The organism is Gloeocapsopsis crepidinum LEGE 06123 (assembly GCF_015207655.1).
Classification (GTDB): Bacteria; Cyanobacteriota; Cyanobacteriia; order Cyanobacteriales; family Chroococcidiopsidaceae; genus Gloeocapsopsis; species Gloeocapsopsis crepidinum.
On sequence record NZ_JADEWN010000080.1, the window covers coordinates 1 to 25,479 of the forward strand.

At 42.9% G+C, this 25,479-nt stretch carries 25 protein-coding genes and 1 pseudogene; 21 read left to right on the plus strand and 5 right to left on the minus strand.

Annotated elements, in window-relative coordinates; all coding sequences use genetic code 11:
• Window positions 1-297: 297 nt before the first annotated feature.
• The gene (locus IQ230_RS23000) at window positions 298-1,371 is read right to left on the minus strand and encodes a response regulator (RefSeq protein WP_193934558.1); all 1,074 of its coding nucleotides are present in this window, start codon (window positions 1,369-1,371) and stop codon (window positions 298-300) included.
• Between the two features lie 167 nt (window positions 1,372-1,538).
• Window positions 1,539-3,650, minus strand: a complete 2,112-nt coding sequence (locus IQ230_RS23005) for an ATP-binding response regulator (RefSeq protein WP_193934559.1) — start codon at window positions 3,648-3,650, stop codon at window positions 1,539-1,541.
• A 279-nt stretch (window positions 3,651-3,929) separates the two neighbouring features.
• On the opposite strand from IQ230_RS23005, the gene IQ230_RS23010 reads away from it, so the two are divergent.
• The 3 genes from IQ230_RS23010 to IQ230_RS23020 all read left to right on the plus strand — a co-directional run bounded on the left by IQ230_RS23010 (window position 3,930) and on the right by IQ230_RS23020 (window position 6,168).
• Window positions 3,930-4,115, plus strand: coding sequence for a hypothetical protein (locus tag IQ230_RS23010; RefSeq protein ID WP_193934560.1), 186 nt, complete (start codon window positions 3,930-3,932; stop codon window positions 4,113-4,115).
• 18 nt (window positions 4,116-4,133) lie between these two features.
• Window positions 4,134-4,502: a response regulator gene (locus IQ230_RS23015; RefSeq protein WP_193934561.1), complete on the plus strand. Its 369-nt coding sequence runs from the start codon at window positions 4,134-4,136 to the stop codon at window positions 4,500-4,502.
• Window positions 4,503-4,950: 448 nt separating this feature from the next.
• On the plus strand, window positions 4,951-6,168 hold the full coding sequence (locus IQ230_RS23020; RefSeq protein WP_193934562.1) for a zinc-dependent alcohol dehydrogenase: 1,218 nt from the start codon (window positions 4,951-4,953) through the stop codon (window positions 6,166-6,168).
• 60 nt (window positions 6,169-6,228) lie between these two features.
• Here IQ230_RS23020 and IQ230_RS23025 read toward each other — a convergent pair whose 3' ends face one another.
• Entirely contained in the window at window positions 6,229-6,798 is a 570-nt protein-coding gene (locus IQ230_RS23025) for a type 1 glutamine amidotransferase domain-containing protein (RefSeq protein WP_193934563.1), read from the minus strand.
• A gap of 362 nt (window positions 6,799-7,160) precedes the next feature.
• On the opposite strand from IQ230_RS23025, the gene IQ230_RS23030 reads away from it, so the two are divergent.
• From IQ230_RS23030 to IQ230_RS23085, 12 genes and pseudogenes are all read left to right on the plus strand, one after another.
• The gene (locus IQ230_RS23030) at window positions 7,161-8,327 is read left to right on the plus strand and encodes an HhoA/HhoB/HtrA family serine endopeptidase (protein ID WP_193934564.1); all 1,167 of its coding nucleotides are present in this window, start codon (window positions 7,161-7,163) and stop codon (window positions 8,325-8,327) included.
• A 149-nt stretch (window positions 8,328-8,476) separates the two neighbouring features.
• Window positions 8,477-8,575, plus strand: coding sequence for a DUF3611 family protein (locus IQ230_RS28010; protein ID WP_407646707.1), 99 nt, complete (start codon window positions 8,477-8,479; stop codon window positions 8,573-8,575).
• Between the two features lie 256 nt (window positions 8,576-8,831).
• Window positions 8,832-9,641, plus strand: a complete 810-nt coding sequence (locus IQ230_RS23040) for a hypothetical protein (protein ID WP_193934565.1) — start codon at window positions 8,832-8,834, stop codon at window positions 9,639-9,641.
• Between the two features lie 89 nt (window positions 9,642-9,730).
• Window positions 9,731-10,531 (plus strand): hypothetical protein, encoded by an 801-nt coding sequence (locus IQ230_RS23045; protein WP_193934566.1) that lies wholly within the window; start codon window positions 9,731-9,733, stop codon window positions 10,529-10,531.
• A 342-nt stretch (window positions 10,532-10,873) separates the two neighbouring features.
• Window positions 10,874-11,122 carry a WGxxGxxG family protein gene (locus tag IQ230_RS23050; protein WP_193934567.1) on the plus strand — a complete coding sequence of 83 codons (249 nt, stop codon included), beginning with the start codon at window positions 10,874-10,876 and terminating at the stop codon, window positions 11,120-11,122.
• 135 nt (window positions 11,123-11,257) lie between these two features.
• Entirely contained in the window at window positions 11,258-11,548 is a 291-nt protein-coding gene (locus IQ230_RS23055) for a WGxxGxxG family protein (RefSeq protein WP_193934568.1), read from the plus strand.
• 365 nt (window positions 11,549-11,913) lie between these two features.
• A complete protein-coding gene (locus tag IQ230_RS23060; RefSeq protein ID WP_193934569.1) occupies window positions 11,914-12,246 on the plus strand; it encodes a four-helix bundle copper-binding protein in 333 nt (110 codons plus the stop codon).
• A gap of 36 nt (window positions 12,247-12,282) precedes the next feature.
• Window positions 12,283-14,373: a heavy metal translocating P-type ATPase gene (locus tag IQ230_RS23065; RefSeq protein ID WP_193934570.1), complete on the plus strand. Its 2,091-nt coding sequence runs from the start codon at window positions 12,283-12,285 to the stop codon at window positions 14,371-14,373.
• Window positions 14,374-14,441: 68 nt separating this feature from the next.
• Entirely contained in the window at window positions 14,442-14,897 is a 456-nt protein-coding gene (locus IQ230_RS23070) for a DUF305 domain-containing protein (RefSeq protein WP_193934571.1), read from the plus strand.
• 264 nt (window positions 14,898-15,161) lie between these two features.
• Window positions 15,162-16,169, plus strand: coding sequence for a potassium channel family protein (locus IQ230_RS23075; RefSeq protein ID WP_193934572.1), 1,008 nt, complete (start codon window positions 15,162-15,164; stop codon window positions 16,167-16,169).
• A gap of 66 nt (window positions 16,170-16,235) precedes the next feature.
• On the plus strand, window positions 16,236-16,772 hold the full coding sequence (locus IQ230_RS23080) for a DUF421 domain-containing protein (protein ID WP_193934573.1): 537 nt from the start codon (window positions 16,236-16,238) through the stop codon (window positions 16,770-16,772).
• A gap of 244 nt (window positions 16,773-17,016) precedes the next feature.
• Window positions 17,017-17,760 (plus strand): annotated as a pseudogene (locus tag IQ230_RS23085) (SDR family NAD(P)-dependent oxidoreductase).
• A 42-nt stretch (window positions 17,761-17,802) separates the two neighbouring features.
• On the opposite strand, the gene IQ230_RS23090 reads toward IQ230_RS23085, so the two are convergent.
• Both IQ230_RS23090 and IQ230_RS23095 read right to left on the minus strand, forming a co-directional pair.
• Window positions 17,803-18,600 carry an SDR family NAD(P)-dependent oxidoreductase gene (locus IQ230_RS23090; RefSeq protein ID WP_193934574.1) on the minus strand — a complete coding sequence of 266 codons (798 nt, stop codon included), beginning with the start codon at window positions 18,598-18,600 and terminating at the stop codon, window positions 17,803-17,805.
• Window positions 18,601-19,107: 507 nt separating this feature from the next.
• Window positions 19,108-20,010 carry a sterol desaturase family protein gene (locus IQ230_RS23095; RefSeq protein WP_193934575.1) on the minus strand — a complete coding sequence of 301 codons (903 nt, stop codon included), beginning with the start codon at window positions 20,008-20,010 and terminating at the stop codon, window positions 19,108-19,110.
• A gap of 340 nt (window positions 20,011-20,350) precedes the next feature.
• On the opposite strand from IQ230_RS23095, the gene IQ230_RS23100 reads away from it, so the two are divergent.
• From IQ230_RS23100 to IQ230_RS27060, 6 genes are all read left to right on the plus strand, one after another.
• The gene (locus IQ230_RS23100; RefSeq protein ID WP_193934576.1) at window positions 20,351-20,851 is read left to right on the plus strand and encodes a PRC-barrel domain-containing protein; all 501 of its coding nucleotides are present in this window, start codon (window positions 20,351-20,353) and stop codon (window positions 20,849-20,851) included.
• Between the two features lie 123 nt (window positions 20,852-20,974).
• Window positions 20,975-23,452 carry a glycoside hydrolase family 31 protein gene (locus tag IQ230_RS23105; protein ID WP_193934577.1) on the plus strand — a complete coding sequence of 826 codons (2,478 nt, stop codon included), beginning with the start codon at window positions 20,975-20,977 and terminating at the stop codon, window positions 23,450-23,452.
• A 37-nt stretch (window positions 23,453-23,489) separates the two neighbouring features.
• Entirely contained in the window at window positions 23,490-24,383 is an 894-nt protein-coding gene (locus IQ230_RS23110) for a phosphatase PAP2 family protein (protein WP_228055262.1), read from the plus strand.
• Between the two features lie 63 nt (window positions 24,384-24,446).
• On the plus strand, window positions 24,447-24,614 hold the full coding sequence (locus tag IQ230_RS27050) for a hypothetical protein (protein ID WP_228055263.1): 168 nt from the start codon (window positions 24,447-24,449) through the stop codon (window positions 24,612-24,614).
• Window positions 24,615-24,768: 154 nt separating this feature from the next.
• Window positions 24,769-24,960 carry a hypothetical protein gene (locus tag IQ230_RS27055; RefSeq protein ID WP_228055264.1) on the plus strand — a complete coding sequence of 64 codons (192 nt, stop codon included), beginning with the start codon at window positions 24,769-24,771 and terminating at the stop codon, window positions 24,958-24,960.
• 123 nt (window positions 24,961-25,083) lie between these two features.
• The gene (locus IQ230_RS27060) at window positions 25,084-25,398 is read left to right on the plus strand and encodes a hypothetical protein (RefSeq protein WP_228055265.1); all 315 of its coding nucleotides are present in this window, start codon (window positions 25,084-25,086) and stop codon (window positions 25,396-25,398) included.
• Window positions 25,399-25,479: the final 81 nt, after the last annotated feature.

The window sequence follows — 25,479 nt, forward strand, 5'->3', positions numbered from 1 at the left end:
GCCAGCTTCTGCTTAACTTCTTCAACGCTCTGGTGGGCTACAACTCGACTGACTCTTGCCATAACAGTGCTCGTTTCTCGGTTAACTGCACCCTACCCTAATTGTTCTTTAGAACGCAAGTTCGTATGATTTGCCTCCTTACCCCGTGAACAAAAGTGTCATCCTTATCGCCCCCGTTGAGTGCAACTGGCGTGGATTTAGGGGCTGATACAAGTGCGATTGCTTAACGATTCATACATTGATTCAGCAATGCTAAAATTTATATCTTATTGTGCTGAATTGTCCTTGATTTTTTTTTCAACTGACAGATAGTGTACTCATAATTAACTTGTCTGGATTTTGCTTTGTTTCCTCTTCTAATGCTTCCAGAAGTTGACATAGCCGCAAACAGTGCGTGAAATTATTACTATCTTGAGCTTCTAATAAAAACTCGATTTCCTGAGCCAATTGTGAAGCTTGAGTAAAACCAAAACTACCCAAAGCACCTGCGAGTTTATGTGCTTCTATAACAGCCTGCGATCGCACCTCATGATTCAGCGTGCCAGAATATAAAGATTCTACCGCTTGTTTTAATACCGCTAGGCGATCGCTCATTCCTGCGGTAAAAACTTCCCTGAACTTAGTTACTGCTGACAAAATTTCTTTTTGCACCTCGTTCAAATCGGACACTATTGATTCTGGATGCGAATCTTGCAATAGTGAGTTCAGGCGATAGCCTAAACCGTAAACGGTTTCGATAAAGTCACTAGGTGCGCCTGCTGTTTTAAGTTTTTGACGCAAGCTTTTGATGTAAGACTTAATTGTGTCTTCTTGCGGCGGATCTTCTAAATTCCACAAGCGATCCACGATCGTACTCCGACTAAATGTCCGCCGTGCGTCGCGGAGAAACAACGCTAATACCGCATACTCCTTTGGAGTTAAATGCAAAACTTGATCTTTGTATGTCACCTCACAACTACTGGGATCGAGCCGCAAGTTACCCCATTGCAGCACTGGAGGTAGCGTAGAAGTTCCCCGACGTAACAAAGCGCGGACGCGAGCAAACAATTCTGGAAAATCAAACGGTTTGACAACATAATCATCTGCACCAGCATCCAAACCTATAACTTTATCAGTGCTAGTATCTTTTGCTGTCAGCATGAGAATTGGTATTTGCTCGCCTTTTCGCCTGAGTTGCCGACACAAACTCACGCCGTCTAGCTTGGGCAACATTACATCAAGTAAAATCAAATCGTAGTTGAATGCTACTGCTAATTCCCAACCTTCTTGACCGTCAGTGGCAATATCAACAAGACAATGCTGCTGTTGGGCGAGTGTTGCGGCAACAGCTTGAGCGATTGAATTATCGTCTTCAACTACGAGAATTTTCATAGCGACTGTCTACTTCTAGAAAAAGTGTCTCTAGGAACAAAAGCTTTCTAATCTAACTGAAAGATTTTTAACTGCGCTAAACATCTATCAAAAGCAATGTCTTCTCGATTTCTATAAGTGTGTTAGCCGATACTCAGGAGTATAAAAAAGCAACGAAACGCTCTAATTTAGAACTTTCCAGCCATCCTCGCCAGGCTAGCAACGACGGCAATTAGCTCAGCTGCCCTAATTGGTTTAGCAACGTGAAGTTGAAAGCCTGCTGCTAAAGCCTTTGTATAGTCTTCTTCCCTAGCGTATCCTGTCAAGGCTACAGCGGGAATTGTTCCACCCATTTCTGGTTCCAACTCTCTAATTTTACGCATGAGCGCATAGCCGTCTTCTCCTGGCATCCCAATGTCACTAACTAACACATCTGGTCTTTGTTGTACGAGTGCCTCAAGTGCCTCGCCTACGGTAGCAACGGCAATAACTTCCGCACCAGACTCTTCGAGTACGATAGTAATCCACTGCCGCGCGTCAGGTTCATCATCTGCAATTAGTACGCGCAAGCCGTCAAGCCGTGGCGGATTATTTGTTCTAGTATTGTCTTTGACTGCATAAGACTGCGATCGCTCTGGATTGCCAACTATAAAATCCTCTGGTGGTAAAGTAGTTTGATATGGCAAGTTGATCGTGAATGTCGCTCCTTGTCCTATACCTGAGCTATCTACTTCAATGGTACCGCTGTGCAATTCAATTAAATGACGCGCGATCGCTAAACCCAAACCCAACCCTTTATTTGCTCTGGCGCTGGTGCTATCTGCCTGACGGAAGCGATCAAAAACATAGGGGAGAAAGTCGCGATCAATACCTATCCCTGTGTCGCTGACTTGGATTTGAGCAATCGTAATTGCTAAGGGGTAATTAGTAGTAGACGCTGGCGCTACACTGCGTGAAGGTAGCTGGGTTGGTTGACGGTTAACAGTTAATTGTGAGGAAGCAGTGTTTTCTGGTAAACCATCGCCACTAATTATTGACAATCTGACTGTCACCTTTCCTCTTTCAGGTGTAAACTTAATCGCATTGGAAAGTAAATTCCACACGACTTGTTGCAAGCGTTCTGCGTCGCCCCAAACGAGAGGTGAGCGATCGCTGTCTCCTAACTCCTGTACAAACTCCAAATTAATTGCTTTCTCGCTAGCGGTTGGTTGCACAACGTCAATTGCTGCAGCGATCGCTGTTACCAAATCAACTCTATCGAAATTGAGTGCAAGATCTCTTCTGACTATGCGGGAAATATCAAGTAGATCTTCAATCAGTTGCATTTGCAAGTTAGCATGGCGTTCAATTGTTTTAATTGCTAAAGCCGCTCGATCTTCATCAAGCATCCCTGATTGCAACATTCCCGCCCAACCAATAATTGCCGTCATTGGGGTACGTAGTTCGTGCGAGACTACCGCTAAAAAATCGTCCTTAGCGCGGTTGGCGGCTTCTGCCTCCGCGCGGGCAGCTTGTTCGCGCAACAATAACTGTTCGCGTTCTTCCTCGGCGAGTTTGCGCTGAGTAATATCTTGCATAATTTTGGCAAAGCCCCGCAGATTTCCACTGTCATCGCGTAATGCGGTCACAATACAATGAGTCCAAAAGTGCGTACCATCCTTACGAATGTGCCAGCGATTTTCTCGCGAAAAACCTTCGGCGATCGCCATCTGCAAAACTTGTTCTGGTAAGCCTTGCTGTATTCCCTCTGGCGTAAAAATCCGTTTAAAAGGCTGCCCGATAATTTCTGCTTCCTGATAGCCTAACATCCTTTCTGAACCGACGTTCCAAGTCGCAAAAATACCATTTGAGTCGAGCATAAAGATCGCATAGTCTGTCACCCCTTCTACTAAAATGCGATAGCGTTCTTCGCTGTAGCGCAAGCTTTCTTGACTTTGACGTAAGGACTCATAATTACGTTGGGCTAGTTCTTGAGTCGAGCGCAGTCTTGTGTTAAGACCACTAATGAGTAGTGCTACTAGTACAAATTGGATGACCCCAACAATTCCCTGTCGGTTAGGTAGCACCGTGTAAAGTGGGGGGACAAAGAAGTAGTCGCACAGCACAGCAGACAAAGTAGTAGCAAATAAACCTGACTTCATGCCCCCATACCAGGAACTCACCATCACCGCCGCAAGGAACAATGGGTAAACATGAGGCTGAGTTAGCTGCCACATGAGTTTTGTTAACACAAAAGCGATCGCAACGGCAATAATAGCAACGCTATAGCCCTTAAAGTGAAGGCGCATCGTTCTCAGCATATTCTACAGTTTGGGCTTGCTTTTCTATGTTGACGTAACAAGTTTATGTTTAGCAGGTAATTTATCTTTCATCGTTTCCTGCCCGATTTTTCCACTTTTTCACCGTATCTTAAAAACTGTAATAGTTCTCAATACTTAGGTTTTTCTCAAGTTTGACAGCATTATAAATAGTTATATTGCACAGATGCTCCTGTTACAGCCAATGCTATTCGTATAACTTTGAATCTGACAATTCAGTAACAGTCTTTGCATAATTACTCTAATGAAACATCAAAATTTATGCAAAACCCTCGCCCTAGTAACGTTATAATTCGTATCGTGTTGGCAATCGCCTTTTTATTTGCGCTTTTTGCAGTTGGCGCACTCATTTATCAGGCTTCTCGATTTACAAACACAGACGATGAGGAAGAATTAAGACTATATGAAAAACAACAAGCGATCGCGCTTGTCAAGTTAATAAGTTAGAGCAGAAGGTAAAACGCAATGACAAAGAAGAGAATCTTAGTTATTGATGATGAAGATGATATTTTACAATTGATCCAAACTTGCCTAGAAATTATGGGCGGATGGCAGGTTCTAATTGCTCATTCAGGTCGTGAAGGCTTACACTTAGCCCAAGATCGTCAACCTGATGCAATTCTCTTAGATGTCATGATGGCAGATGAGGATGGATTAACAACGCTAAAAAAACTTCAATCTAGTACAATCACTAATACTATTCCTGTTATTTTACTAACAGCTAAAGGGCGCTTTATTAAGCAAAATTTTATTGAATTAGGTGTTAAAGGTATACTTAACAAACCATTTAATCCCTTAAAGCTTGCTGAACAAGTAGAAGCAGCTTTAAATTAAAAGAAAATATTGATTATAATTATATCTACATCCTAGAATACCTAAGCTTATTAAAGCAAAGGTTTAATTTTAAGATAAAAGGCAATTTGCAGCAATACAAAGATAAATTAACATACAAAAACGAGAATAATAATCATTACTTGTATTTTAGAACGCATCTTATTTAATTTTTATATCTCTCTTAAGGCAGATAAAGAAGGTATAAAGTGTCGCTAATCTTGTGACTAATTATGAGTACTACGTAATTCTGTAAAGTTAGGTTGCGATCGCAATATCTACTAATTTTTTCTCATTTGCAACCGATTGTAACTTGATAGAAAAATACAGATTACTGAGCTTATATTAGTCATAAAAAATAGTTGTGAATTTTTACTTTTTATTTAAATATCAAGTACACCTTTAAACTGCAACGTTCTATAGAGACTACAAATCACTAGGAGTATTGACAATGAAAGCAGTGGTTTTTCATGGAATTGGAGATATTCGATTGGATGACGTACCTGAACCTAAAATTCAAGAGTCAACAGATGCGCTCGTGCGACTAACCTCAAGTGCAATTTGCGGCACAGATCTGCACATGATTCGGGGAACATTTACAGGTATGAAACCTGGCACAATTTTGGGACATGAAGGCATTGGCATCATTGAAGAAATTGGCTCGAATGTGCGGAATTTCAAGGTAGGCGATCGCGTTGTCATTCCCTCGACAATTGCCTGTGGCTACTGTTCTTATTGCCGTTCGGGATATCATGCTCAGTGCGATAACTCCAATCCCAATGGTAGCAGCGCCGGAACAGCTTTTTTTGGCGGTCCAGAAGAAACAGGTCCATTTAATGGCTTGCAAGCAGAATATGCTCGAATTCCCTTTGCCAACGCGGGATTAGTTAAGCTACCAAACGAGGTGACAGACGACCAAGCGATACTCCTGTCCGACATTTTCCCAACAGGATATTTTGGAGCCGATATTGCAGAGATCGTTCCAGGAGATACCGTTGCGGTGTTTGGCTGCGGTCCTGTGGGGATGTTTGCGATCGCCAGTGCCAAACTGCTCGGTGCAGGACGCATTATTGCTGTAGATACAATTCCTTCACGCTTAGAAATGGCACGCGAACTCGGCGCGGAAGTTATCGATTACAATGCCGAAGACCCGATTGAGATCATTCATCAGCTGACTGGAGGGATTGGCGTAGATCGAGCGATTGATGCCGTTGGTGTAGATGCAAACGCACCTCACAGCGGTCCTGCCGCCGAAAAAGCACAACAACAGGCACAACAATTTCAGCAAGAGTTACAACAGATTGCACCTCAAACTAACCCTCAAAACGGAAATTGGCATCCAGGTAACGCTCCTTCGCAAGCATTAGAGTGGTGTGTTCAGGGATTAGCTAAAGCAGGAACGCTTTCAATTATTGGTGTTTATCCACCAACGCACAAGTTCTTCCCAATTGGCATGGCAATGAATAAAAACTTGACTATCAACATGGGTAACTGCAATCACCGCAAGTATATTCCGATACTGATAGATATGGTTCGTAACGGTACAGTAGACCCCACAAAAGTCTTGACTCAAGTTGGAGCGTTGATGTCTGCAATTGATGCCTATAAAGCGTTCGACCAACGACAACCAGGCTGGGTGAAGGTAGAATTAGTCCCAGGAGTGTCGTAATACTGACCTTGTAAGCCCTCAAGCCTCCTCAATAGATTCGAGGAGGCTTGGTTATTGCAACTATGCAGAGCGGCGTTGTTCTTCGTGCTGTCCCTCAGCAAATTCCTCGATCATCTTGTCGTTAAATGCAGGAATGTCTTGAGGATTACGACTCGTTACTAATCCTCCATCGACTACAACTTCGCGATCAACCCAGGTTGCACCAGCGTTTCTTAAGTCAGTTTGCAATGAAGGCCAAGAAGTCAACGTACGTCCTTTAACTACATCTGCTTCAATCAACGTCCACGGACCGTGACAGATTGCCGCCACAGGCTTACCTGCTGCAAAAAAGGACTTGACGAACTGTACTGCTTGAGAGTTGGTACGCAGTTGGTCAGGATTTAAAGCACCACCAGGTAAAAGTAGTGCATCATAGTCATCAGGGTTAGCCCGCTCTAGTGTTATATCTACTGGAATGCGATCGCCCTTATCGTGATGATTCCAGCCTTGAATGCTATCGCTTTTGGGTGAAACAACTTGAGTTTGAGCGCCTGCTTGCTCAAGTGCTTTCTTGGGTTTGATTAATTCGACTTGTTCAACGCCATCGGTAGCAAGAATGGCAACTTTTTTGTTGCTTAATTGCTGTACCATGATTGAATTTCCTCCATATAGCTCTTTTTTGCTTGCCTTACTCAAGTGTTAATTCAAACAATTGTTTGCTATCAAAATCTTCCTGAAAACTAATCGCTAACCAAATCGACAATTATTCTTTTGCCTAGCTAATGTCTACTCCAGAATTGCTAACACCTAATGATGAGAGGGCGTAATAAATGTCTACTCTACCTTAAAGAATGCACATGAGCGATCGCGTCTTACTACAGATATAGACAAAGTAATTGGTGCTAGCAATAAATGCTATAGCCTAGCTCATCTCCACGAGTTTTCCACTATTGAGATCTAATGTTATAAATTCGGTTCTGCCTCAGTTTTTAGAACTAGTATGTTTTACAGTTATGGAGTTGAAAAACTTGCACAAGGAGACAATTACGCAAATTTTCAAACAACCCGTTTTATATTTAGGAATGCTCGTAATTGGTAGTGCTGGATGCGAACCTCTAGAAAATAGAGCTACCCAAGTTCAACCTTTACCTACTCAACAAGTAGCTCAGCCGAACAATGCTAACTTTGTTGCTGAGGTTGTTCAAGAAGTAGGACCAGCAGTTGTCAGAATTGATGCTACCCGTACAGTTGAAGTACCTGCTACTAGTAACCCGCTAATTGAACGTTTTTTTGGTGAAGAATTGTTTCCTCCAGAACAGCGAGTTCAACAAGGTGTTGGTTCAGGATTTATTATTAGCCAAGATGGTCGTATTCTCACTAATGCTCATATGGTGGAAGATGCCGATGAAGTATCAGTTGTGTTAAGAGATGGTCGGCGTTTTGCTGGAAAAGTTGTCGGTGCAGATCCTATTACAGATGTAGCAGTTATTGATGTCGAGGGGACAAACTTACCTGTAGTTGAGCTAGCTAATTCTGACAATATCGTTGTCGGGCAATGGGCGATCGCAATTGGTAATCCTCTAGGTCTAAATAATACCGTGACTCAAGGAATTATCAGCGCTACAGGACGAAGTGGTTCAGATATCGGTGTCAACGACAAACGACTTGATTTTCTACAAACTGATACAGCAATTAATCCTGGTAATTCTGGCGGACCTTTGCTCAATGCTCAAGGCGAAGTCGTAGGAGTGAACACTGCTATTATTGGTGGAGCGCAAGGTCTAGGCTTTGCCATTCCGATTAATACTGCCCAAAGAATTGCAAATCAGTTAATTACAACTGGTCAAGTCGAACACCCATACATTGGCGTACGATTAATTGAACTGACACCGGAAATTCAGCAAGAAATTAACCAGAGTAATCTTGGTTTTAAAATTGAGCAAGAACAGGGAGTTTTAATCGTTGACGTTGCTCCCAACTCTCCAGCAGCCCGTGCTGGTTTACGTCCAGGTGATATTATCACTCAAATCAATCAAGTAGAAATTCAAAATGCTGACCAAGTACAAGACTTTGTAGAAGCAACAAATTTAGGTACAACAATCCAAATTACAGTTAATCGTAATGGTTTACCTCAAGAATTAACTTTGCAACCAGAACAGTTACCAGCAGCTACTGAATAAGAAATTTTCAGTTTAGGAAACTCAATATTTAGTTAATTATTTTGTTTGAGAACTTGTTAAGCAATGAGCTTAGCTTTATCGTCAGTTTTGTAGGAATATTGTTAGCATTAGCTGATCTGCAAGGAGTTGCAGTTTGTTAGCACGACAACGTGATTTGTTTGTTAGATATTTTCGTTGTTTTAGCTAATATCAACTTAATTGATGCTCACCTAGTTGGTAGTCTTACTTCTTTAGAACTACTAGAATAGATAAATTAACAATTTGTATTCAGTTCTTACTTCAGTACTTACTCAAATTGATGTATCAAACTATATCTTAAGACACAGATTTAATAAAGAGTAGAAGATTTCCACGAGTTTTCCACTATCTCAAATTATTGTTTTTAAAGTCAGTATACATTGCTTATTGCAGATATTTCGTAAAATACAGTTTTTTTGCTAAATAAGCGATCGCGAAACATTTGTATCCTAGCTTTCTCAATGTTTTCTTGACAAAAAGGCGTTTATGAATAGAATTAATCAGCTTTATTTACGTAGAAAGGTTGGGTTTTGGGGAAGTATCTTTGGAGGATTACTCATTGGGATACCAGCAATACCACTAGCAGCCAGTGCTCAATCCTCAGTCCTCAATCCCTGTCCGCGTATCTACTACGAAGAACCCTTCAACAGTAGAAATTTTGTACCTCAAGGTTGTCCACCTAATGCATTTACGCAGCAATATGGTGCATCGTCGGCAACTCCCAATCGCATTATTGTTAATCAACAACCAAGTGACACGGTTGCAGGACAAAGATCGCCAGGTTTACCAGGTAGAGATTTAACTCCCGATCGCATCGTTCCATCTGATGCACCTACTACACCAGGAGCGGTTGTTCCCACACCAGGTCAACCAGGGGTAGCAGTTAGAGGAGCCACTCCAGGAGTGACTAACCCCCCAGGAACACCCCAAACGCTTCCAGTACAGCCCCCTTTACCAGAAGAACGTAGTGAACCAGTAGCACTGCTTAAGCCGACAGGTCAACAAGTTAGCGTGAGACTGAAAAATAATACTAACGCGCTCGTTACTTACGAAGTTACCGGACATACTGGACGGCGCTACTTACCAGGTAGAGAAGAAGCAACATTGCAAAATATCCCATTACCAGCAACAATCACTGTTGTACGCCAAGACGATGGATTTGTAGAGATCTTACCAGTGACAACAGACGCTGAACCAGGTCTACTATCAGTCTCACTTGATGAAGATGCAAACCCCCTTGATGACAATCAAGGCGTAATCAGAATTCAAAGCGATGGTCAAGTTTTTGTGAACTAATGAATGCAGATGCAGTGCTATAGACAAGCAGTACTTGCAACTTAGTGCGATCGCTACAACAATACACACCAATTTATGGAGAGGAGCCAATGATGAATATTAACCGTATTAGAAGCCGTGGAATACGCGCGAGTGCTGTTAGTTTAGCATTAATGACCACACTTGTGGCTGCTTGCACTGACAACCAAGTTACAGGCGGTCCTACAGCAGAAAGCAACGTCACCACAGAAGAAGTGGCTGAGGAGACAGCAGAACTAATCGGTAAACCCGTAACCGTAAGAAGTGAAGCTGCGGAAAAAGTTGGTGAAAATACCTTCACTATTGTGAACGAGGAGTTGTTCGGCGATGATGAAATTTTAGTGATCAACGCATCTGGAGAACCTTTCGTTTTTCCACAAGATGATATACAGGTTCAAGTAACAGGTACAGTTGCTCGGTTTGTTGTTGCTGATGTAAACCGAGTGTATAATTTGGGTTTAGATCCTAATTTGTATGTTGATTACGAAGGTCAACCTGCAATCATCGCTCAGTCACTCGCACTAGCACCCAGACCAGGTGAACTTACTGAAAATCCCAGCTTGTACTACAACCAAGTAATCGCAGTTCCTGCTGAGGTTGAAAACATCGTCGGTCCTAATGCATTTACACTCGACGAAGAGCAGTTACTGGGGGCTAACGACTTGTTAGTCTTAGTTCCGAATCCTCAACGCCCAGTCGAAGAAGGTGGGAAGGTTGTTGTTACTGGCGTGCTTCGCCAATTCGTCGTCGCTGACTTGGATAGAGACTACGATTTAACCTGGGATTTGGATCTACAACGCCAGCTAGAGGTAGAATACGCCAATAGACCCGTACTTATTGCTCAATCTGTGTATCCATCAGCACAAGAATAATTAGTAACACAATGTGCTAATCGCAAACATCAACCTATATTCGTATAGCTAGCTAACCTAATTTGCTCTGCTGAGCTTCTAGCAGAGCAAGTTTCTTATTCTTGGTAAAAAATAAGTGTAGATAAGTCTACTTATTTTAAGAACATTAATAATGATTAACACTTATGCTTTTACAAAAATAGTTATCGAGATAAATAACAAGCTTAAAAATACTAACTACCTTATCCGCCTTTAGTTAGAACATAAACTTTAATTTTATAGCTAAAGATTGATTTTATTGCAAGAGTTAGACGATAGATTTTTAAGTAGATTTCTGTAATAATTCTGAGAGAAAAAACAACTATGAAAAGCTCTTTCTTACTCAAAGCCACTGCAGTAAGCTTGCTAACAGCAGCTACAACAATTTTACCCTTCACTTTATCTGCCAATGCTCAAGTAACTGCACCTGGAGTAGTGTCAGAAGAGGTTTATGAAGACGATGACTTTGATTGGGGTTGGTTAGGATTAATTGGTTTATTTGGTTTAGCAGGCTTAGCAGGGAAGAAACGCTCTGAACCCACAGCTTATCGTGACCCTGAAGTAAGAAGATAGATCAAAGGACAGATTCTTATGTAACTCTGCTAAGCACATATTCAAGTACTAGTAGAGAAGGTTTGTTACTTCTTTTATTAAAGTGTTGCAAAAACAGTTGATTTGCTATTTTAGCAATGAAAAGGGATTTTAAAGATGAAGCGGCTTAAATTTTCTAAAATTGTTAGCGTTGGCGCCTTAATACTGAGTACAGTAATTTTGTTTCTAACTCTCTCTGCTTGTGCTCCAGCTCCAGTAACCACTGTTCCAGCAGCCCCTGTAGTCCCGCCTACACGAGTTGTGTATGCTGATGATGGTTTTGATTGGGGTTTGCTAGGGCTAATTGGTCTGTTTGGTTTGTTTGGTTTGTCTCGTAAAAAAAGTCGTATAGAAACTAATGCATATCGAGAGCCTGACGTAGTCAGTCGCACCGATTATCGAGAATAAAATTTCTTGACTTTTTTATAATGTGAACGAGAAAGTGTAGGAAACGTCAGTTAATAAACAGCAAGCCTTAGAAATATTATCTAAGGCTGTTTTTTATGAAAAGTTATTTAACACAAATATCGAAGTAAGGCAGTGCAGAACACAACAAACTGTAACAGATTGTATTAATTTTTTATATTTAGGAGAACAGAAAAAAAATAAGCATAACAAATTTTATAAATAGCGATCGCAGCACCCAAAAATGAAATGAGGATGAAATTATTGTCTTTCATTCGGAAGAAATTATTGTTACATCATCAGACAGAGATATCAATGATCTGAAATTTGTATATTCACAAAGTAAGAATTCGATTAGGAAGAATTTTATGCCTCATCAACAATATCAAACTAGTATTGACGCGGCGATTCATTGCGCGTATGAATGCGAACATTGCGCCGATCAGTGTTTAGGCTCAATGCCAGAATGCGCTCGTCTTTGTCGCGATTGCGCTCAGATCTGTTGGACGATCGCAGGTTATATGAGTCGTAGTTCGCGCTTTATTCCGAATATCGTTCGTTCTTGCATAGAAATCTGCGAAGCCTGTGCCAGCGAGTGCGAGAAGCACGATAATCCACACTGCCAGAACTGTGCTCAAGCTTGCCGTCAAGCCGTACAAGAATACCGTAAGATTGCAGACATTGCCGCAGCACGAGCTTAATTAGTTCAGAATTAATGATCGTTTGGGGTAAGGCAGATGATAGAAGATGGTAAGGAACCTATACAGCAGAAAACGCGATCGCATCACAACGAGCATAACGGTCATCACGCACACCACCAACAGGATGCCGATACTCCCCATCACGGACACGCTGGACATTCTGGACATGGGGGACATCCAGGACATCACGATCCAGCAATTTTTAAGCGACGGTTCTTTATCTGCTTAGCCCTCACCATACCTATTCTGTATTTTTCTGAGCAACTGCAAGGTTGGCTAAGTTACGAAGTGATCGCCTTTCCTGGCTCTAACTGGATTAACCCAATTCTTGGTATCGTCATCTACTTTTATGGTGGCTGGGTATTCCTACGCGGAGCCTGGAGCGAACTGCACAGTAAAATTGGCATGATGACCCTGATTGCGCTGGCAATTACGGTAGCTTTCGTCTACAGCATCGCAGTTTCTCTTGGTTTACCTGGAATGCCCTTTTACTGGGAACTAGCAACGCTGGTAGATATTATGTTGCTGGGACACTGGATTGAGATGGCTTCTGTCGCTGGAGCCAGTCGCGCTTTAGAGAATTTAGCCGAACTCGTACCAACACAAGCGCATCGATTGCAAAACGGCAAGATTGAAGATGTACCTGTCAGCGAAATTGCGGTAGAAGACGTTATCCTGATTCGTCCAGGAGAGCAGATTCCCAATGATGGCGTGGTAGTTGAGGGAGATACTAGCGTGGACGAGTCATTTCTGACCGGAGAATCTCGTCCTGTTTCCAAACAACAGGGGGATGAAGTCGTCGCTGGTTCGGTCAATGGCGAAGGTTCAGTGCAGGTCAAAGTCACTCGCATTGGTGGTGAAACCACAATCAGTCAAATTATGCGCTTGGTGGAAGAAGCGCAAGGATCGAGAAGCCGCTATCAAGTATTAGCCGATCGCACTGCATATTGGTTAACCTTAATTGCGATCGCAGCTGGTACGATGACATTTATCGTTTGGCTGTGGTTAAGCGATTTGCTATTTGCTATCAATCGTAGCGTCACTGTACTCGTCATTACCTGTCCCCACGCGTTAGGATTAGCAATTCCCCTCGTTATCGCCAACTCTACAGGGCTAGCCGCTAAAAACGGAATTTTGGTACGCAATCGCGATGCCTTGGAACGGGCAAAAGATATCAAAATAATGGCATTTGATAAGACGGGAACCTTAACAGAAGGTCAATTTGGCGTGCAAAGAGTTTATACCGAGCGCATCGATGAAAGCCAAGCATTAGCGATCGCTGCTGCGTTAGAAACGCCTTCCGAGCATCCCTTAGCTAAAGCTGTAGTCACAGCCGCCCAACAACAAAAGCTAGAGTTACCGCAGATGTCTGATTTCAAGTCAGTGACGGGTAGGGGAGTCGAGGGCGATATTCACAGTCAAATTTACCGCATTGGAAGACCGGAATGGGTATCACAGCAAAAATTGCCAATCTCAACATCGCTGCAAGCAGGATTGACAAAAGCAGACGAGCGCGGTGAAAGTGCGGTGGTGTTGATGGACGATCGCCAAGCGATCGCCGTTATTTCTATGGCAGATCGCGTCAGAGAACGAGCGCGGGAAACTGTCAATCAGTTACACGCCAAAAACATTCAAGTTGTGATGATTACAGGCGACGCAGAAGCTGTAGCTAAAACAGTCGCTCAAGATTTAGGCATTGATCGCTACTACGCCCGCGTTTTGCCAGAAGATAAAGTTAAGACTATTAGCAGGTTGAAACACGAAGGTGCAACTGCTTTTGTGGGAGATGGTATCAACGATGCTGCCGCGCTTTTAGAAGCAAACATTGGAATTGCGATCGGTGCGGGAACAAATGTCGCAATTGAATCGGCAGATTTAGTGTTGATTGAAGACGATCCGCTTGATGCCGTCAAAGCTTTAAATCTAGCGCAGAAGACCTACAACAAAATGATTCAAAACCTATTTTGGGCAACGGGGTACAACGTCATTGCGATTCCCCTTGCTGCTGGCGTTGCGTATGCTTGGGGAATTCTGTTATCTCCTGCCGTGGGTGCATTACTCATGAGCCTTTCTACTGTGATTGTGGCAGTTAATGCGGTACTATTGCGTCGCGCAAAACTGGCTTAATCAATAATTTTGATACTGAGAAAATTATCTTTACCTATCAATCTTACCCAACCAGGAAAATTTTTAATATGAAATCTAAATCTGACATGAAGCCTTATATCCGCTTACTAATCGCGCTATCGATTTCTTACGTTGTCATGGCTATCATCATGCTTTCGCGAGTTAATGTGTGGAGCAATGTGTTTCTCAGTCTCAACCAGATATATATGGCGGGACTCATGGTAGCGCCGATGCTGATTATCATGCTCACGGTGATGGGATCGATGATGTATCAAAACAAGCGGGTAAATATCGTGCTTCTTTTCGTAGGAGCAGCATTGATAGGTTTATTCTGGATGCTTGTCCGAACGCAAGCAGCAGTAGGAAACCAGCAATTCTTGCGTTCGATGATTCCACATCATGCTGCGGCAATTCTCGTGTGCGAGCAGGCTTCTATCACAGACCAACGCATCCAGCAACTGTGCGAGGAGATTGTTGCAACACAAGAGCGGGAGATAAGAATAATGAAAGCGCTGTTGCAGTGACGGCTTTCGAGAGTGAATTATATCTACTAAAGTCAAAGTGATATTGCTACAAAGAGCAAAACTGACCTAAAAATACTACACCTTATGTAACACTTGATTGGCTACAACTTTGAGTATCAAGCTTAGAAACTCTAATTGAATTTAAGACGACATCACAAAAGCTCTAGCATTTCAGGTTTATGTCTTTTGCTAGATTCGGTAAATTGTGCTTTTGGAAAAAATGACACGCGAATCAAGTCTTAATATTGGGTCATTGAGAGCGCGGTGAACATTCTACTATTTATTCTTGGACTGCTCTTGGTGCTTTTATCACTTCTCGATGCGCTATGGACAGCCCTATGGGTAGACGGAGGTGCAGGTTTTGTTACCTCTCAGATTATCAATGGAGTTTGGTGGGTGATGGCAAAGCTAATTCGCACCAAACGCAACTATTGGCTCAGCTTAGCAGGTCCGTTAATTCAAACAGTGACAGTATTTATTTGGGTAAGTTTGCTTTGGGCAGGTTGGGTGCTGATATTTAGCGCCGATCCAACCTCGCTGATTTACACGCGTACACCAGAACCACAGCTAAGCACGTTAAGCGATCGCATCTATTTTGTTGCCTACACCATCTCAACAATGGGCAATGGCGATTTATATCCTAGTCGCGGCGCTTGGGAAATTGCGGCTTCCTTTACAAGTCTCAGCGGTATGTTTCTCATCACGATGGTGGTTAGTTTCTTACTATCCGTGATTGGAGGCGTGACGACTAAGCAATCATTGGCTAGTCAAATTACTGGATTGGGAAATTCTGCTGAAGAGTTTATTTTAAATGTTTGGGATGGTAAAGGGTTTACTGGACTAGATTTGCAATTGATGTCGATGATTTCACAGCTTGGTACACTAACTGAGCAACAGCTGGCATATCCCGTATTGCACTGCTATCATGGTGCATCTTTTAAGGAAGACAGTGCCCCCGCAGTGGCAATTCTAGACGACGCATTGACTATTTTGAAATATGGGCTGCAAGAGCCACATCGTCCGAGTCCTGCCATACTAAAATCAGCGCGAGAAACAGTTCATACTTATCTAAAGACCTTGGCATCCGCTTCAATTTATCCTGCCGATCATTTACCGCCCGCTCCTGATCTCACACCTTTACGTCAAGCAGGAATTCCAGTCGTCAGTGATGATGAATTTGCCCGATCGCTTGATGACCTTACCCATCGCCGCAAGCTACTCTTAGGTTTAGTTGAACACAATAGTTTTAAATGTCCCCATAGTAACATTTAGCTTTTGTCCCAATATAGAGCTTGATTCCATAAGTTAAAAACGTTAAACAAACTATCACTATTGACTATGGACAATGTTATTTTTTTTTATGGAGGGGTTGAACCACTTATCCGAATCTTTGTTGTCGGAACCTTGGCATATTTCAGCTTACTAATCTTGCTGCGGATATCTGGCAAACGCACGTTGGCTCAATTGAATGCCTTTGACTTTGTCATTACAATTGCGATCGGTTCCACCTTCGGACGATTAATCACAGCGAAAGGCATATCATTAGCTGAAAGTGTTACGGCATTCTTTACGTTGATTTTCTTGCAATACCTGGTGTCGTGGCTAACTACTCACTCATCAGCATTCAACGATTTGGTTACAGCAAGTCCATCACTGCTTTATTTTCGAGGTCAATTTTTACGCAAAGCCATGCAAGAGCAACGGGTAACGCAAGCACAATTATTAGCAGCCGTGCGTGAAAATAGAATTGGCTCTTTACAAGAGGTAGAAGCGATCGTCATGGAATCAGCTGGGACAATCGCCGTGATTAAAAAGGAAACAGACGGAGAACTAGCAAATTCCTCTGTACTAGGTAGCATCCCTGGAATCTACTAAAAAACACCTTGAAAAGTTGGTAGTCCTACACGCATAAAGACAACAATGTTAATGTCTTGGCGAATGCTGGCAGCTAGCTACTCTCAACAAAGCAGAGGGAAGGTTTAAATGAATTTAACTATCAAGCACAAACCTAACTGTTGAACTAGTAGTGCTGTTTTTGGTTCCTACCTTAGATAGAACAAATATCCACTTTCATCCACTTGCATAAATGTAGCAGTGTGTAAATTTTACAGGTGTTACCATGAGAGAACAAAGCCTGAAAGGAGAAATTGCAGTTATTACTGGCTCTGATTCTGGTATTGGTCAAGCCACTGCTATTGCATTTGCAAGAGAAGGAGCAAAACACTCGCGCAAACAGGTGGAGGAGGCTGGTCGAAAAGCGATTGTTGTCGAACTTGACCAGAGCAAGGCTGAAGACATTGAGCGCTTGTTTCAAGAAACGCAGAGTCACCTGGGAACTCCAACAATTCTAGTTAACAATGCTGGAATCGATTCAGCGGGTATCCCAGTCAAGGATATGCCTTATGAGCGTTGGGATCGGGCGCTAAAAACCAACCTCTACGGTCCTTTTCTTTGCTGTCAGCACTTTATCAGAGGCATGGAAGGTAAAGATAAGCGTGGTGTCATTATTAACATCACGAGCGTTCACCAAGAGATTCCTAGAGCCGGAGCATCTGATTATGATGTCGCCAAGGGCGGATTGCGCAACTTAACTCGAACACTAGCGCTAGAGGTTGCAGACCAAGGCATTAACGTGAACAATATTGCTCCAGGGATGGTGCTTACACCATTTAATCAGTCAGCAAAAGACGACCCAGAAGTTTGGCAAAAGCAAGTGTAGTCTATTCCGATGAAACGAGCAGCTGAGCCACAGGAAATTGCCTATGCTGCCGTATTTCTAGCCTCAAGCGATGCTAAATACATTCACGGCACAATTTTAGTTGTGGATGGCGGATTGATGCAGTTTATGGGTCAAGGGGCTTAATGACGAACGCGGCTTTCTGCAAAGTTTGTTTGGTTACATTTGTCACAGACTCGCAACTGAACCACCATCTACCCGCCAGTTAGCACCGAGTACAAAGCTCGACCGTTCAGAACACAAGAAACCAATAACATCCGCTACTTCTTCGGGTCTTCCGCGTCTTTTCAGTTCGAGGTGAGGACGGTTCTCTTCTAGAAACTGCGCGATCGCCTCATCAAAACTCACTTCCATTTGGTTCGATTGCTTTTCCATCATCGCATCCGTCATGGGAGTAGCGATAAAGGCAGGAGAAACTGTATTCACCAGTATGCCATCTTTGGCATAAGCTTTAGATAAAGCTTTGGCAAGGTTCAGGACTGCTGCTTTGCACGCGCAGTAAGGCATTTCTTCTGGATAAGGCTGTACGGCATCTTCCGAGCTAATCAAAACAACTCGTCCCCAACCTGCTTTGCGCATTGCTGGGATAAAAGCACGACAGGTACGTACAGCTGCCATCAAGTCTACATCAATTGTCTTGTACCACTGCTCGTCGCTTAGTTCGAGGAAATCTCCAGTCGCGCCTGTTATTCCTGCTGCATGGACAAGGATGTGAACTGTGCCGAAGCGATCGAGAATCTGACGCTGAGCGTTCTCTACTTCTTCCAACTTAGTCAAGTCAGCGTGGACTGCAAAAGCTTCTCCGTGTTTTCCAATTTCCTCTACTGCCTGCTGAAGCGTTTCTGAAGTTTTGTCGATTATTGCTACTTTTGCACCCTCACGGGCGAGCAGTTTAGCTGTCGCTTTACCAATACCGGAATCTCCACCAGTGATGACAGCAATTTTACCGTTAAGACCGAGATCCATATGCAAATATTTCCTTTAGTTGAGTAATGCTTAAGTCAAAAAACTTGATGAATTGCAGAAATAGGGATGGTTATAGCGAGCAATTGATTACTAATTTACTCTAAATTATAAGAACTTAATTGTATGATTTTACTATAAATGATGTGTTTTTCTCAAAAAAAGATGCTCTATTCCTTAAATAAAAAATCAACCTTTGGATATGCATATTTCCTGAAAAATACAGTTTTTACAATACATATTGACTTACTAAAAGTCTATAACTTGCAGAACAGCATTAGCATTTAAAATTGTTCTGAGCAGCCCACAATTTTAGTCGAAAATTAACAATGACAATTCACAAAGTATTAATTACGCATCATTTTAACTATTGGTAAATAACATAAATCTATGTTAAATATTACTTAAAAACTACTGTTTTACTACGTGAAACTGTTATTGTTGACAGCTCAGTATGAGTCGATTCATAAGTAGGATGTCGTGAGAACATTCATATCTGCCTTTTGGATTTTAGCTGTAACGTTCTTGGCGATCGCGCCCATGCACAGATAAATCTTCGCTATCCACCATCTGAGTCACATCGTCTTTCAATACGGTCAGATTGCGCTCTACAGTTATGTTATCTGCACTGCGCCAGTAGTCGCACTGCGGCTGAAAGGGCATCAGAAGGAGATGCTGTAATTTGTTCTCCTCAGAGCCAGAATAAGCTGGAATACCAATGGTAATTTCTGCTTGAGGAACATTGAGGCGTAAAGTGCGATGCAGTCTATCCCACCAAGGGAAAACAACAGAATAGTTAGAGTTAGTTTCCTGCTGTACCTGAGAATGATGAATACCGTGCATTCGGGGTGTCACCAGCACTAAATTTAGCCAGAGTTCCAACCACAGAGGCAGTTTGACATTACTGTGGTGAAAAAGGGTGTTAGCTTGGAAAACCAACTCATAAATAGCATAAACCCAAGCAGAAACTCCGATTAAGGCAACCTGAAGTATCCGAAAACCAGTTGAGAAGGCAATCTCGATAAAATGGAAGCGAAAACCAGTAGAAACATCTAAATCTGGATCGACATGATGGACATTGTGAAACCGCCACAACAAAGGAAATCTATGCGTAGCACGATGCCAATAGTAGAAAGTCAAATCCATTAGCAAAAAAGCGATCGCGCTTTGCATCCATACAGGTAGATCTAAAAGAGGCATCAGTCCAAAAGACTTAACCTGCGTCCACTGCAACATAAATGAAGCAGCAGGTTGCACCAGTGTTGCATTTACACCAAAAGCTAGAGCAGTAATACAGAAGTTGATGGCTAAACGTTCCACCCACCAGTGTTTTGCTTGACGCAGCGGATCGATTCTCTCCAACAGCAACAGCAATAAAAATACTCCGGCTGTCACGAGCGGAATATAAGACATTATAGTTAGCGTTCCGGCTCAATTTATCTTCAAATGCCAGTTCAATTTATAGTTTTTCATTAACTTCTTACTTCAATTTTCAGAGGGATGTTTTTAAAAAGAGTTTACATTTTTTGCTAAAAACAAATTTTAGAGTAGCCTGATATTACAATCTAAAATTAAAATTTTGTGCAAGTAAAATCTATCTCTATAAGTTGTGATGAATACAACAAATTTCTGCGATCGCTCTTCAGTTAACGTTCGTTCTTCCTCCACGGCTTTTCCACTATCTCCCTCTATCTTCAAGCTATAGCAATTCAACTTGGCTAGTAGTTAAGTTTGAGAATTTTGGAGAAAAAGCATGACTCTTTACAAACTTGATGAATATTATCCCGACTATCAAAACGACATTTTTGATGGTTATGACATCAAAAGCTTTGATGTGTATGCTCAGGATGATAAAGTTGGTTCTGTCAAGAATATCATGGTCGATGAAGACGGAAATTTTCGTTATTTCATCGTTGATACAGGCTTTTGGGTGTTTGGTAAAAACGTATTCCTTCCTGTGGGCATGGCTAACATCGATTATGAAGATAAAAGAGTATATGCCCCGCAATTAACCAAACAGCAAGTAGAAGATTTACCAGAGTTCAGTGAAGATTTAGCGCTCGATAATGACTACGAAGAGCGCGTTAGAGGAGTTTATCGTCCTTACATGACGACGCCCATTCCAAGTGCAGGAATTGGTGCAACCACCTATACTTATGCTCACGAGCCTTACTTCTACAATCTACAAGACCGCAATCTGACAACTTATCAAGAACGGCTAAGAGAAAGAGGACGTTCTAGACGCGACATTTAATTGGACGATTAATTTGTGCTGCCTTAGATCAGTTCGTAGTGTGGCTTAAATCAATACTTTTTCAATGTCCCAGCCAGCTTATTACGATCGCATAACCAAATATAAACGAAGTAACACTTACGTATGGATTTAGGTAAGTTCTTATCATTAAACTTGCGGCTCGTTAAGCTTCGGCGGTTTTTAGGCTCGCTCATCTATCCAATCCAACGCGATCGCCTAGCACGGCATCACAATAGCAAAATTTCAGAACCTTTGATAACCCCAGGAAAGATCCTCCAGGTTGAGCAAACTTCAAGAGGGGGAAAATTCTCGTTTGAGCACGCCGAACTAGAAATCTGTTTTCTCACTCCCGATCTAGTACAAATTGATTGGAAACCTGGAGTACCTCCTATTCCTTATGGAATTGTCCAGCAGGATTGGTCGGAAGTGGAGACAACATTTTCCAAGGAAAGCGATCGCTCAGTCGTATCTAGTTCTGCGCTGAAAGTCATCGTAACAGCGAATGGCAGCCTAGAGTTTCAGAATACTAACGGACAGACAATACGTCAAGAACTACCCCCATTGCACCGAAGTGAGGAATGGATTCATCAGGCACAGTTGCGATCAAAGGAATGCATCTATGGTTTAGGAGAACGGGCGACATCGCTAGATCTGCGAAAACCCAAGAGTAAAAAGCAACAAATTGCAGCCTACCGGATGTGGAACTCTGATAGACCAGGGATCTATGGATCGGGAGTCGATCCACTTTATTTGTGCATTCCTACGTACTTAAGTCTTGACAAAAGCGGTAGCTACCTAGTTTTCTATGAAAATTCTTATCCAGCAACATTTTCCTTTACTGACGTTGAAAATTCTTATCCAGCAACGTTTAACTTTAAAGACGTTGCTACTGCTGCGTTTGAGGGCGGGGCGCTACGCTATTATTTCACCTTTGGTTCCCCTGCTGAAGTCCTAGAGCGCTACACTCAACTAACAGGTCGCCCATTGTTACCCCCTCGCTGGGCATTGGGTTATCACCAGTCACGTTGGGGATACGAAACAGAAGAGGAGGTGCGAAAAACAGTACAGGGGTTTGAAACTCATAACCTTCCTTTGAGTGCGATTCATTTAGACATCGACTGCCAAAAAGAATTTCGCGCCTTCACCATTGACCCAGACCGCTTTCCTAAGCTAGGTGAATTTAGCCAAGAACTAGCAGCAAAAGGCGTGCACTTAATTGCAATTAATAGTCCTGGAGTGAAAGCTGACCCTTCCAGCAAGTTGTTTCTAGAAGGCAAAGCACAAGAAGTATTTTGTCGGCGTGCTGATGGCAAGATTGTTACTGCACCAGTATGGTCAGGTTGGTGTGCCTTTCCCGATTTTACTAATCCTCTCGCCCGCCATTGGTGGAGTCGGCAGTATGAATATTTACTCGACTTGGGAATTTCCGGCTTCTGGCACGATATGAACGAGCCTGCGGTTTTAGTACTGTGGGGCGATCGCACTTTACCTGCATTCACAACCCTACATCACATGGAAAGTAGAGGTGGCGATCACCGCGAAGCGCATAATGTTTATGGTTTACTCCAAGCAAGGGCTGGTTACGAAGCACTCTGCGAATACCAACCCCAGCACCGCCCCTTCATTGTCGCCCGCGCAGGCTGGGCAGGATTGCAACGATATGCTTGGACGTGGACTGGAGATATCGAAACAAGTTGGCAAGGATTGCGCCAAACTATACCAACTATTTTGGGGATGGGACTTTCCGGAATTCCCTATAGCGGTTCTGATATAGGTGGTTTCAAGGGCAATCCCTCACCAGAACTCTATATCCGTTGGTTCCAAATGTCTTGCTTTTGTCCCTTCTTTCGCACTCACTGCGCTGACAATGCTAAGCCGCGAACGCCGTGGAGTTTTGGCGAACCTTACTTGAGTATTGCCCGCGAATTTTTGCAACTGCGTTATCGACTACTGCCTTATTTCTACACTCTTGCTTGGGAAGCAACTCAGACTGGTCATCCTTTAATGCGTCCGCTGTTCTGGTACGACTATGATGATGAAAGACTCTGGGATATTGATGATGCCTTTTTCTTAGGTGATGCCTTGTTAGTCTGTCCAGTTGTAGAGTCAGGAGTGCGATCGCGTAATGTTATCCTTCCGAAAGGACATTGGTATAACTTTTGGGATGATACCCTTTTGGAGGGAGAAAATCAGATTACTCTTGATGCACCTCTAGAAAAAATCCCCTTGCTGGTAAAAGCAGGAAAGATTTTGTCAATGGAACAAGAACAGAAGTTAGTTCTTCATATCTATGCACCAGTGACTGAAGACAAGGGACAGGAGGTTCAAGCTAAAATCCAAAATTCCTACACCCTGTACAGCGATGCTGGAGATGGATACGGAGCATGGCGGCTAGATAAATTTCGGATAGTACGCAATGATAATAGTTTGGAATTAAGCTGGGAGCAACAAGGAAATTTTGCTTTTCCTTACCAAAGCGTCCAAATACACCTTCATGGCTTCCAGCCTTCTCAAGCTTACATAGATGGGAAAGAGATCGCTTTAGAAGATAAATATTTGGAGTGTAACCCTTTTGAGCAGGTTTATTTTCAGGGAAGATAAATCTAAATCTTTACGTCAAAGCTAATTATCAATTTAAATGCTGAGTGAGTGGAGAGGAATAGCGGTTGACCTGCTTTGGAGTCCTGAGCCAATTATTACGATTCAACGCTTTTTTGGTGCTAGCTGGAATTGGCTGTTTCAAATTCTTACCCAATTAGGAACAGCTGCAGCTGTTACAGTAGTTTTTGCTTTAGCGTTTTGGATTTGGGGACGACGCCTTGCCTATAGCTTGCTCGGTGCTATCGTCTTAGCTACGGTAATAGACGTATTGATTTGGTCAGTTTTTCCCGTGCCACGTCCGCACGACCCCCGAATAATTATTCGCACACATCCAGGAGTACCATCATTTCCCAGTGGACACACTGTAACTGCAACGACTTTGTGGGGGACATTGACAGCGTTTGGTCGCATTCCACTAGCCATTACAGTTTGTATTGTCCTTGTTGTGATGCTAGCGCGCCTGTATCTTGGCGTACACTATCTGGCAGACTTGCTAGGCGGCGCAGCGATCGGATTAGTCTTGGTAATTGCTTACCAGCGTTTATTACCGATACTCGTACGCTGGTTCTCAGGACGAACTTTTCAATTCTTCTTGGTAGTTGGTCTATCAGCACCCATTGCAGTGTTTCCTTTCACCAGCTTCTCTCATAGAGCTTGGGAATTATTTGGTACTGCTATCGGTCTAGGAATTGGCATGCCATTGGAATATAGGTTTGTTCGGTACTCCCCAACCAAACTTTCCCTCCGAAAGCAAGTGCTGAAAGTTGCGATTGGTTTGGGAGGACTTGTGTTGTTTGTGCTTATGTCTCGCTTCATCCTGAGCGGTGGATTGACGCGTGAGGTTGTGACATCTAGTTTAGTAGCGCTGTGGGTTGCGTTCTTAGCACCAGCACTATTTACACGCATGGGTTTTTCTAGAGATTTGCGCTGAGCTTTGTAGTCGTTTCAAGGTAATAGATCAATGACACTCAATAGTAGAATTTGCAAGCAGACTATGAAGAAAATTAAGTACGTTTTATTAAGCTTATTGGGGTTGATTAACGCAATTCTAATTTGGGGTTTACTCGAACCATACATCATCGATGTAGAACCCCAAATTATCGCAATTCCTGATCTACCTGCTGCTTGGGAGGGGCAAAAAGTTGCGGTTATCGGTGATTAGCAGGTGGGGATGTGGCTAGGACAACACTCCCACCATTGATCGAATTGTCCAATGACTGGTTAAAGAGCGCCCTGCGATCGCGTTGATTCTTAGCGACTTCATTGACTCTCTAAGCGAGAACCCCAGCGCAGAAATTAGTAAGGCGATTGAGCTTGTGCGTCCACTGCCTGCCTCTCGTATCCCAACTTATACGGTATTAGGCAATCACGATTATGGAATGAAAGCAAAGGATGCTCCTCCAAATACGACATTAGCCACCGAATTGGCTGAGTTTCTCACAGCATTAGGCGTGCAAGTGCTGAAAAATGAGGCTATTACGCTCGTGCCACCCCAAAACCAAAGTTAAACATCGGCTAGAAGCGATCGCAACACAGTTTTATGTTGAGTAGGCATAGGAGCGCATTGACCCAACAAGGATAAACCAGCAGTAGCACTGGCTGGGGTATCGGACTTAGCACCCAGATTTGTGATGATGCATAATCCCGAATCCTTTGCCCTATTTCCCATTAACACTGCACCTGTGGCTGTAGCAGGACACACTCACAGCGGACAAATTCGCTTGCCATTTACTCCAGAATGGTCTTGGTTGACTTTTACTAAGGAAGATCAGGTTCATACTGATGGCTGGATCGATGGATATGGAAAGCAAGGAAACCAGCTTTACGTGAACCGAGGGATTGGCTCTAGTATCATACCAATCCGACTCAATTGCCCGCCTGAAATTACTCTTTTTACACTTACAGCCTATTGCAGTTTTATGAGGCACAGTAGCAACAGTGAGTAAACCAGTTTTTCAAATGCACGGGATTAATTAAATCGAGTGCAGTGGCAATGAGAAGATCAACCCTGAATGCAGTAGTTGGGG

Excerpts from the sequence above, each read along its gene's own strand:
- IQ230_RS23050 (WP_193934567.1), top strand. The coding sequence starts at position 10,874 with ATGAAAAGCTCTTTCTTACTCAAAGCCACTGCAGTAAGCTTGCTAACA.
- IQ230_RS23105 (WP_193934577.1), top strand. The coding sequence starts at position 20,975 with ATGGATTTAGGTAAGTTCTTATCATTAAACTTGCGGCTCGTTAAGCTT.
- IQ230_RS23005 (WP_193934559.1), bottom strand. The coding sequence starts at position 3,650 with ATGCTGAGAACGATGCGCCTTCACTTTAAGGGCTATAGCGTTGCTATT.
- IQ230_RS23070 (WP_193934571.1), top strand. The coding sequence starts at position 14,442 with ATGAAATCTAAATCTGACATGAAGCCTTATATCCGCTTACTAATCGCG.
- IQ230_RS23010 (WP_193934560.1), top strand. The coding sequence starts at position 3,930 with ATGCAAAACCCTCGCCCTAGTAACGTTATAATTCGTATCGTGTTGGCA.
- IQ230_RS23030 (WP_193934564.1), top strand. The coding sequence starts at position 7,161 with ATGGAGTTGAAAAACTTGCACAAGGAGACAATTACGCAAATTTTCAAA.
- IQ230_RS23065 (WP_193934570.1), top strand. The coding sequence starts at position 12,283 with ATGATAGAAGATGGTAAGGAACCTATACAGCAGAAAACGCGATCGCAT.
- IQ230_RS27050 (WP_228055263.1), top strand. The coding sequence starts at position 24,447 with ATGAAGAAAATTAAGTACGTTTTATTAAGCTTATTGGGGTTGATTAAC.
- IQ230_RS23000 (WP_193934558.1), bottom strand. The coding sequence starts at position 1,371 with ATGAAAATTCTCGTAGTTGAAGACGATAATTCAATCGCTCAAGCTGTT.
- IQ230_RS23015 (WP_193934561.1), top strand. The coding sequence starts at position 4,134 with ATGACAAAGAAGAGAATCTTAGTTATTGATGATGAAGATGATATTTTA.
- IQ230_RS23045 (WP_193934566.1), top strand. The coding sequence starts at position 9,731 with ATGATGAATATTAACCGTATTAGAAGCCGTGGAATACGCGCGAGTGCT.
- IQ230_RS23020 (WP_193934562.1), top strand. The coding sequence starts at position 4,951 with ATGAAAGCAGTGGTTTTTCATGGAATTGGAGATATTCGATTGGATGAC.
- IQ230_RS27060 (WP_228055265.1), top strand. The coding sequence starts at position 25,084 with ATGATGCATAATCCCGAATCCTTTGCCCTATTTCCCATTAACACTGCA.
- IQ230_RS23095 (WP_193934575.1), bottom strand. The coding sequence starts at position 20,010 with ATGTCTTATATTCCGCTCGTGACAGCCGGAGTATTTTTATTGCTGTTG.
- IQ230_RS23040 (WP_193934565.1), top strand. The coding sequence starts at position 8,832 with ATGAATAGAATTAATCAGCTTTATTTACGTAGAAAGGTTGGGTTTTGG.
- IQ230_RS23055 (WP_193934568.1), top strand. The coding sequence starts at position 11,258 with ATGAAGCGGCTTAAATTTTCTAAAATTGTTAGCGTTGGCGCCTTAATA.
- IQ230_RS23025 (WP_193934563.1), bottom strand. The coding sequence starts at position 6,798 with ATGGTACAGCAATTAAGCAACAAAAAAGTTGCCATTCTTGCTACCGAT.
- IQ230_RS23060 (WP_193934569.1), top strand. The coding sequence starts at position 11,914 with ATGCCTCATCAACAATATCAAACTAGTATTGACGCGGCGATTCATTGC.
- IQ230_RS23090 (WP_193934574.1), bottom strand. The coding sequence starts at position 18,600 with ATGGATCTCGGTCTTAACGGTAAAATTGCTGTCATCACTGGTGGAGAT.
- IQ230_RS23080 (WP_193934573.1), top strand. The coding sequence starts at position 16,236 with ATGGACAATGTTATTTTTTTTTATGGAGGGGTTGAACCACTTATCCGA.
- IQ230_RS23100 (WP_193934576.1), top strand. The coding sequence starts at position 20,351 with ATGACTCTTTACAAACTTGATGAATATTATCCCGACTATCAAAACGAC.
- IQ230_RS23110 (WP_228055262.1), top strand. The coding sequence starts at position 23,490 with ATGCTGAGTGAGTGGAGAGGAATAGCGGTTGACCTGCTTTGGAGTCCT.